The following is an 8,720-nucleotide window of genomic DNA, read 5'->3' on the forward strand; positions in this document are numbered from 1 at the left end:
AAGCTTCTATATACGTTCTCGAGCGCAGTTGCATCGATGCCGCTCGCCTCGGCATGGGTGGCGGGTCTTCGGCCTTTCGGCCAGCGGATACGGTAGGGCTTTAAGTAGTTGTGCCACATAAGGTAGGCCCAGAGGCGCAGCATGCCGTTTGCGACATTGCGGTTGAAGCAGACACTCTCACGATGGTGGTTCGCCAGGTCCTTTCTGAGCTCGCGATCGGTGTAGTTCGAAGAAAAGAGTGGATTGTGGATCGTCCGTGGCAAGTGTGAAGAAATCCTCAGGTGCACGAGTCGCCCCTCTCCCTCACCCCAGTAGGCTGCAAGCTTCCGCACGAGGCGCGCATAGTCGGGCTTCTCATCGGTGATCAGCACGAAGGGCCTATGAGGCTGTGGCGGCTGCACAGCAAGGCTCGTCGCCAGCACCTCCCTGAATGACCGGCCGATCCCACCCCGTTCGAGCCGAATCGTCGAATAGAGCGCCTGTGCCTTCGCCTTCTGGTCCTGCCGCATGCTCCCTGAACGTTTTCGTGTGCAGTGACTGACATCGAGCACGAAGCCGCTTGTCCGTCCCACCGCAATGGGGATTTCGCTCGGGAAGTACTGCGAGCAGTCGAAGGAGACAAAGCCGTCGATACAGATGTCTTCCTTGCCTCGCCGAACGCGCAGCATCCGGGCGTGGAGTGCAATACCCTGGCGAGCCAGTCGGTCGATACGATTCGTAAGCAGCGAAAGCGAGCACCCGAGCGCGCGACTCATCCCCCGTAGGCTCTCCCCGCCTACCAGCCTATAGAGCACATCCCGGTACGAGACAATGCGCTTGAGATAGTAGTGCGTCGAGTACGTCTGGGTGGAAAAGCTTTTTCCGCAGCGCGTACAACGAAACCGGCGCACCTTCCCGAAAGCCTTGGTAGCATACCAGCCAATCGCATAGGCCCAGGACGAGGCGGGTGCCTCGTAATGGTAGGGACAGTTCGGATTGGGACAAAAGGCAAACCAGTGCACGAATACCCTCCTTGACCGCAGTGGCGGTCATAGAGGTATTCGCGCAAATCTACCCTCTTTGCTTCAAGTTTTTACACAAGGTTGAGAGCAGTATTCGGAACCCCTAGCAGGAATCCTGAACTCGAATAGCGCTCCTTCTCCCGCCCAGCTCTCTGCATGTACCGTACCGCCATGAGCGAATGCAATATGCTTTACGATTGCAAGTCCGAGGCCCGACCCGCCACTCGATCCGCTCTTGCCGCTTGATTGGCTTCTCGATTTGTCAGCGCGGTAAAATCGTTCGAAAATATGCGCTAGATCCTTTGGAGGAATCCCGGCTCCATAATCCCTTACGCGCAAGACAAAATCCTCATTTTCCTGCATTGCGCCCACAATTATTTTGTCATGCGAACCGGAGTGCTGTGCTGCATTGGATATGAGATTGAACGCAGCTTGTTCGATAAGCCCGGGGCTTGCTTCAATTTCAAGTTCATCCGGGCAGTCGATAGAGATGCGGCTGATTTCCGGGTATTGCAGCTTGACAGTCTGGGCAGCCTCTTCGAGGATTGGCTTTATGGGAAATCGCTCGCGGACAATCCAGGAAGCAGGATCGTGCTCGAGCTTGGCAAGCATGAGTAGATCCGACACAATGCGTTCCATCCGCAAAGACTGATGCAGTATTATCTCGGCCCAGCTTTTGTTTTCCTCAGGAATATCCGCGGTGTTGAGCATTTCGGCATAGCCTCGCACAATCTGGACTGGTGTGCGAAGCTCATGCGACACATTCGCGACAAAGTTTTTTTTGGTCAGTTCGGTGCGTTTGGATGAAGTTATGTCGCTGATGACAATGACCGCGGCATCCGACTGACTGACGGCAAAGCGTTGTGCACGCGCGCTGAGTATAATTTCGTTTTTATCTTTTAGCATCGAGAATTGCTCGATCGAAGCCTTGCCTTCTTTCAAGCAGGTCTCAATCAGGCCAAGGATTGCAGGGCTCCCGAAAAAGAATGACTCTGTTGTATAACCAGCGCCGGGCGACAGACCGAAAAGCCGATATGCTGATGTATTTGCACTAAGAAGCTCATTTGGTGCTCGAATCACAGCAATCGCTTCTTCGGTTGTATCGAATATAGATTGGAGCTTCGTTGTCAGCTCTGCGACTTCCTGTGTCCGCGATTGCAGATTTTTGGCAATCTCGTCAGCTTGCTGCGAAATGGCATCGAGCGGCATCTGATACATGGAGACAATCGAACGGAACGTGAACGCAAAAAGAAAAATCGCGAAAATAGCGAGAATCGTAACTCCGACCGCCGGATTATAATTTTTTGCAATAAAAAAACATAACAAAGCGGCTACAGCAAGCGCTATTGCGCTGACCGCGAATATTCTTCCCGAGCGCTTGCGCACGGAGCTTCCCAGATTTGTCATTCATCCCGGAATCGGTAACCGACTCCCCTCACTGTCTCGATAAGCGATCCTTTTTCGCCAAGCTTTCGGCGAATCGAAAGGATATGGACATCGATGGACCGCTCGGTAACTGCGACATCGCCACCGCGGATTTCGCTGATCATACGATCTCTCGAAAAAACCATCCCGGGGTTTTTCAGCAGCACCTCTAGGATAGCGAATTCGGTAGCCGACAAATCGACGGGTATATCCTGGCAGCGCACTTCATGCCGGGCGCTGTCCAGCAAAATTCCTGATTTCTGCACGCGTCGTGAGGTCCCTTCATTTATGTATGAAGCATCGCTGCGGCGGAGCACCGCTCTGAGCCTCGCCTCGAGCACTTTAAGGCTGAATGGTTTGACAATGTAGTCCTCTGCCCCGAGTTCAAGGCCGGCAACCACGTCGGTGTCATCGTCTTTTGCGGAGGTAATGATGACGGGAATGGCTGAGAGTGCAGGATTCTTCTTGAGCTTGCGGATAAACGCAAAGCCGTCCATGCCAGGGAGCATGAGATCGAGCAGGATTGCCGACACCGCGCCGTCTTTCAGAAATGCGTGGGCATGCTCGGCATCGGGCATCACAATCACTCGGTACCCAGCCCGGCCAAGGCTTGTGGAGATCATCTGCGCGATATCGCGATCATCCTCGACAAGGAGTATGGTGTCCATTCAAAGCCTTTCCTTTTTTCCGCAGATGTCGCTGGCCAAATTGCACTATAAGGCGCTGCGCCCTCGGCACGTCATCTCACTTCGCGCCGCGCTCAGAGGTTCAATTCCATATGGATACCTTCTACCATATAGATAATGGATTCGCATGCATTCGTCATGTGGTCGCCAAGGCGTTCAAGGTATCCCGAAACCTGAATGAACTTGGCGACTTTTTCAGCATCTTCAGGGCGAGACCCCAAAAGCATCACCATTTCTTTTATGAGGCTTTTGTGAATATGGTCGATCTGGTCGTCCATGAGGGCTACCTGTCGCGCCTGTAGGGCAGAGCGAGAAATAAAGGCTTGCACGGTACCGGTTATCATGGTTGCGCCAATCTGGACCATCTGTTCGATCATTTCGGTTTGACGCCATTGTGGCTCGCCAGCAAAGAATTTTGTCGCCTTTGCAAGATGAGCGGCGTAATCGGCGCTGCGCTCGAGCTCTGCTGCCATTTTGATTGAACAGAGCAGCAGGCGCAAGTCCGTTGCAACCGGCTGCTGGGTTGCCATTGTCGTAGCGACAAGATCTTCGATCTGGAGCTGCTGGGCATCGATGTCTGCATCTGCTTTTTTTATTTTTTTTGCAGCATCGAGCTCGCGCTCGCGAAAGGCGTGCATCGCTTTCTGGAGCGCTTCGACCGAGGCTGCGCCCATCGAGATGATGCGCTTGTTGATTTCTTCTATCGAGCGCTCGAATGCTTCGCGCGGCATGTGCTTTCCTCCGGTTCATCCAAAACGGCCAGTAAGATACCGCTCGGTTCGTTCATCTGATGGCGAGATAAAGAGCTTACGCGTCGGCCCCACTTCGACAAGATCACCCATGAGCATGAATGCCGTATAATCGGAGATACGGCCCGCTTGCTGCATATTATGGGTAACGATAACTATAGTATAGTCTTTCCGCAATTCTGAAATCAAATCTTCGATATACGAGGAGGCGATAGGGTCGAGCGCGCTGGTGGGCTCATCCATCAGGATCACTTCGGGCTGCAGAGCAATCGCCCGTGCAATGCACAAGCGCTGCTGCTGACCACCCGAAAGAGCAAGCGCGTTTTTTTTCAGTTTGTCCTTTACTTCTTCCCAGAGCGCGGCCTTTCGAAGGCTCATCTCGACAAGGTCGTCCATATCGCCTGCATAACCATGCACCTTGGCAGCCCAGGCAATGTTCTGGTACACGCTTTTCGGGAAAGGATTCGGTTTCTGGAACACCATGCCGATTTGCCTGCGGATGATGACGGGATCGATGGACGAATTATAGATGTTCTGTGCGCGGTAAATGACTTCGCCGCTGGTTCGGGTATTCGGGATGAGCTCGTTCATGCGGTTCAGAGCCCGAAGGAGCGTGCTTTTGCCGCAGCCCGAGGGACCGATGATGGCCGTGACGTTGCGCTCCGGAAAACCGAGCGAAACATGCTTGACAGCCTCGTGGCCATCGCCATAGGTGATGCTGAGGTCTTTCGTCTCGATTATGAATGAATCCGGGCTTTTTGTTTCTTCTGGCATGCGTGATGTAACCATAATTCCAGGAAATAAGCGCAATATGAACAAAATGTTAAAAATCGGTTAATTGAACAGATTGCCCTTAGTTGTTGGCGCGCGCGGAAATGCTAAGCTGCATCGCTCAGCGAAGCATGAACCTGATGTCGCTTACGCTGTGTACCGAATGGCGCTTCATCCATTCGATTATTCCATCAAGCACCTTGAGCGGCGCGCGCGGATCTGAAAACAGGGCCGTTCCGACCTGGACAGCCAGCGCACCTGCGAGCAAATATTGAATCGCATCGCTCGCATTGGTGATTCCTCCAAGGCCAATGACTGGAATGCGCACTGCCTTGCCCACTTTGTAGGTGGCTGCGACCCCGATTGGGCGGATCGCAGGACCGGATAGGCCCCCTGTGCCCATCGCAATCGCCGGTTTCTTTTTTTCGGTATCGATGACCATGCCGACTACGGTATTGATGCATGAAATGGCATCCGCGCCGCCTGCCTCCGCTGCGCGTGCAATCTCCGCGATATCCGTGACATTCGGGCTCAACTTGATAATGAGGGGGCGCGAGGTTTTCTGTCTGAGCGAATGTGTCAGGCGCTCGACAAGGCGTGGGTCTATGCCGAATGACATGCCGCCTTTTTGCACATTGGGACAAGAGACATTGATTTCGTAGCCGTCGATGCCAGGGCGGCCGCTGTCGGTCGATGCAAGATGTGCTTCGATTCGCTCGATCACTTGTATATAGTCGTCCTCGGTCGATCCCGCGACATTGACAATGATTGGACAAAGTCGCGTTCTCAAGGACGGGAGCTTCTCTCTTAGAAATTTCTCGACGCCGGGGTTGGCAAGGCCGATGGAATTGATGAGCCCCATCGGTGTTTCGACAAGGCGTGGGGGAGGATTGCCTTCTCGAGGTTCCAGGGTAACTGCTTTTGTGTAGAGTGCGCCCAGCGCATCGATGTGCACAAGCTCATCATATTCTTCGCCGTAGCCGAAGGTGCCGGATGCAACCCCAACCGGATTGGGCATGATAAGCGAACCTATGCGCACGCTCAGGTTTAGATCGTACCCAAGGTTGAGAACACTAGGCGGTGGACCAGCCAGAATTTCATTCTTCTTTGATTGCTCTTGTTCTGGATTTTTCATTGCACGTTCGCCTCCCAGTTTATTGTGCGCGCATCGAAGACAGGTCCATCCGCGCATACACGCAAAAATCCGCCAGAGGCAGCAGGAAGCACGCATCCATGACAGGCGCCGACGCCGCACGCCATCCACTGTTCTGCAGAAAAGTGCGCATGCATATGATTTTGCGCAGCGAATTGCGCAAGAGATGCCAGCATCGGTCCAGGCCCGCAGCCATAGAGGTGCCATTTCTTTTGGGCGAGGTTTTTCGTCCCACTGCCTTTGAGATCGCTCGCCTGAAGCCAGAGCGCTTCGAGCGCATCCCGCACGGTTCCAGGAGTGCCTGCGGATCCGTCATCGGTCGAAAAGAATGCCTTTTCCAGGAGTTTTTTCCATGAGGGCAAGCCAGCGGCCGAAAAAGAGCCTGAAAAAGGAATGAGCAAAGCGCTTCGGAAGCCAAGCACGAGGATTGCCGAGCTCGCATACGTGCCCGCGCCCAATTGTTCAGCCAGAAACAGCATTGGCCCAATGCCGATGCCGCCCCCTGCGATAATCGCTCGCTCTCCCCGCTCAGGATACGGAAATGCATTTCCAAGCGGTGCAATGATATCGAGTGAACTGCCTGGCTGCATCGAAGCGAGCGCTCTCGTGCCTGGGCCGCGGACCTGGTAGATCGAATGGGCATAGGCTGGGCGAGATAGCATCGATGAGTCTTTTTCTATCTGTGCTTCCTCAAATCCTGCAAAGGCGAATGGGCGTCGCAATATTGTTCCCGCTCTTAGTTCAACCACAGGCGGCAGTGCGGTAAAGAATTGTCCCGGTTTTGGTGCTGGCAAGTCAGATGGCCATTCGAAGGCCATGTGCATCCAGTCTGGCGCGATTGCGCGATTGATTGCAACAGTTGCGTTGAATTGGCGCATGGTTCCTACCTGAAGGGGATTCTATCAAAAGGTGCTGCATTTTGATACTATGCTGCGGATGATACAGATACTTGTTCTGCTCGCATTTTTGTTTGGTGGTGCCTTGGCGGCATCTATTCGCCTTGCGCCAAAGCCAAGGGTTGTCGAAGTTTCAATAACTGCAGCACTCTGGCTCTTGCTCTTCAGCATGGGCTTCCGGATTGGCAATAATCCTGAGCTTGTCCATTCCATCGGCACGATTGGGCTTTTGGGATTTGCTTCAGCAGTGTTCACGATTGCCGGCAGCTGCATTGCGGTTGTTCTGGTGAGCCATTTCGCGCCAGCAGTGGGATCGGTCAGAAAAATCGGCACAGCAGCACAAAAAGAGAATGGCTTCTCTGCCGCTTCATCAGGACCCGCGGATAGTGAGTTTGTTGTTGGTGCATCTTATTCTGTGCTTGCGCGGCTTAAGCCACCCGCAATTCTGCTTTCTGTTGTTGTGGCGGGGTTTATTGCGGGCATTGCGCTTCCTCGGCTGGCATTCGACCCAGGCCTTATCACTGAATGGACGCTGAATGCGCTGCTGTTTTTGATAGGCATGCAGTTCCGCCAGTCGCAGGTGCCATTAGCGAGCATGCTCAGGTCTCCGGCGGTTGTCGCCTTGCCGCTCGCGACGGCGGTTGGAAGCATGGCCGCGGGGCTCTTGCTTGTACCGTTTTTTTCGCTGCGCGTTGGCAAGGCGCTGGCGCTCGCGAGCGGGTTCGGTTGGTACAGCCTTTCCGGCGTGCTAATTTCGAATCTAGGAGACCCTGTCCTTGGTTCTTCGGCATTTCTCGCTAACATGATACGGGAGAGTCTTGGCCTCATTCTGATACCAGTGCTCGGGCAGACGCGTGTGCCGACCATGGCGATCAGCGTAGCAGGCGCTACCTCGATGGATGTCTCGCTTCCTTTGATCGAGCAGACGCTTGGACCGGAAGCTGTCCCTTTGAGCTTTATTTCAGGAGCATTCTTGTCGGCGCTCGTACCCGTTCTTGTGCCGCTTTTTATGAAATTATGAATTTATAAAGAAATAGCTACGAAGAGATTTCGTCTTCCGAAATTCCCATTGTTCTCAGCTTGTCCTCGATTCGCTGCAGGCGCTCTGTCATCGAAGCAATGGAGCGCTCGAGTTTTTTATGTTCTGCGAGGAGTGTTTCTACTGGGTCCCCGGAATCGTCCTGTGGTGGCATAGCAACGCGTTTTGCGATGAGGGGCGTAGCTCCGTTTGAAAGCGCTTCTGCGGCTTTCGAGCGCGCTTCAGGATCGCGAATCGAAGCGACGAGAGCCAGACCATCCCACCCCAGCGAAGGATCAAGGTTGAGCGTTTGCGCCTGGATTGCAGTGGAAGCGGTTCTTTTTGGCAATCCGAGCACTCTTTCGACATAATCCTCAAATCGGGCTTTGTGGATGCGACACAACTCTTCTGCTTGAACAAGGAGCCTGCCCAGCTCGAGCAGAAGCGAACCATTGCCAGCCAGGCACCGATTCTTTATTTCCATGGTGAGGGAGGCAAATTCAGGAACCGAATCGAAGACGCTGGTATAGAAACCTTTCTGTTCGGCTTTTTCGAGAAGCTCATGGAACAGGGCCCAGAATTCCTGCGTGTGCGGACGGGGCATAGGCAGCCCGCCATGGCGAACAAAGATCAGGTGATGAGCATATTCGTGGATTGCAGTATAGATGAGCTGGTTGTCGGAGTCGAAATTTCGGTTATGAAGGATAATCTCAGCTTTTGCGGGCTTGTAGAGCCCGTTTACTTTTTTGTTTGTCCGTCCTGAAAATACAAGCGTAAACGGAGCTGGTGCGGGCTCGATTGCTTCCAGAATTTCGTGCACTCTGTCCTGATTCATAATGGCTCTCTTTCAGCATGATGCATGCATGGCATAGTACTGAATAGGGCAGGGTAGCGCAATTAGTGCTCTCAACCTTGTGTAAACGAGGGCACTGAGAAGAACGCACCCATGATTCCGCAGTAGCCTGACATTGCCCAACTCAATAAGTCTTTACATCAGGTGAAATAGCTGGTTTATTTCATC

9 protein-coding genes are annotated in these 8,720 nt (G+C 53.4%); 1 reads left to right on the plus strand and 8 read right to left on the minus strand.

Translation table 11 applies throughout. From position 1 onward, the window contains the following. From GAP13_RS11860 to GAP13_RS11890, 7 genes are all read right to left on the minus strand, one after another. The coding region (locus tag GAP13_RS11860) for a hypothetical protein (protein WP_158908522.1) at positions 1–1,001 on the minus strand (1,001 nt) is incomplete at its 3' end. 63 nt (positions 1,002–1,064) lie between these two features. Continuing rightward, positions 1,065–2,408: a sensor histidine kinase gene (locus GAP13_RS11865; RefSeq protein ID WP_158908523.1), complete on the minus strand. Its 1,344-nt coding sequence runs from the start codon at positions 2,406–2,408 to the stop codon at positions 1,065–1,067. Next, on the minus strand, positions 2,405–3,094 hold the full coding sequence (locus GAP13_RS11870) for a response regulator transcription factor (RefSeq protein ID WP_158908524.1): 690 nt from the start codon (positions 3,092–3,094) through the stop codon (positions 2,405–2,407). Before GAP13_RS11870 ends, GAP13_RS11865 begins: the two co-directional genes overlap by 4 nt. Before the next feature lie 92 nt (positions 3,095–3,186). Then, on the minus strand, positions 3,187–3,843 hold the full coding sequence (gene phoU / locus GAP13_RS11875) for a phosphate signaling complex protein PhoU (protein WP_158908525.1): 657 nt from the start codon (positions 3,841–3,843) through the stop codon (positions 3,187–3,189). A gap of 15 nt (positions 3,844–3,858) precedes the next feature. Then, positions 3,859–4,650, minus strand: a complete 792-nt coding sequence (pstB, locus tag GAP13_RS11880) for a phosphate ABC transporter ATP-binding protein PstB (RefSeq protein WP_222126215.1) — start codon at positions 4,648–4,650, stop codon at positions 3,859–3,861. 103 nt (positions 4,651–4,753) lie between these two features. Then, the gene (locus GAP13_RS11885; RefSeq protein ID WP_158908526.1) at positions 4,754–5,767 is read right to left on the minus strand and encodes a dihydroorotate dehydrogenase; all 1,014 of its coding nucleotides are present in this window, start codon (positions 5,765–5,767) and stop codon (positions 4,754–4,756) included. Beyond that, complete coding sequence (locus GAP13_RS11890) at positions 5,764–6,663, minus strand: iron-sulfur cluster-binding protein (protein WP_158908527.1); 900 nt, start codon at positions 6,661–6,663, stop codon at positions 5,764–5,766. Before GAP13_RS11890 ends, GAP13_RS11885 begins: the two co-directional genes overlap by 4 nt. Before the next feature lie 58 nt (positions 6,664–6,721). On the opposite strand from GAP13_RS11890, the gene GAP13_RS11895 reads away from it, so the two are divergent. Further along, positions 6,722–7,702, plus strand: coding sequence for a LysO family transporter (locus GAP13_RS11895; RefSeq protein ID WP_158908528.1), 981 nt, complete (start codon positions 6,722–6,724; stop codon positions 7,700–7,702). A gap of 16 nt (positions 7,703–7,718) precedes the next feature. Here the strand turns inward: GAP13_RS11895 and GAP13_RS11900 are convergent, their stop codons facing one another. Further along, complete coding sequence (locus tag GAP13_RS11900; protein ID WP_158908529.1) at positions 7,719–8,534, minus strand: hypothetical protein; 816 nt, start codon at positions 8,532–8,534, stop codon at positions 7,719–7,721. Positions 8,535–8,720 lie beyond the last annotated feature (186 nt).

The sequence above is a fragment of the Rectinema subterraneum genome, from assembly GCA_009768935.1.
In the GTDB taxonomy this organism is placed as follows: Bacteria; Spirochaetota; Spirochaetia; order Treponematales; family Rectinemataceae; genus Rectinema; species Rectinema subterraneum.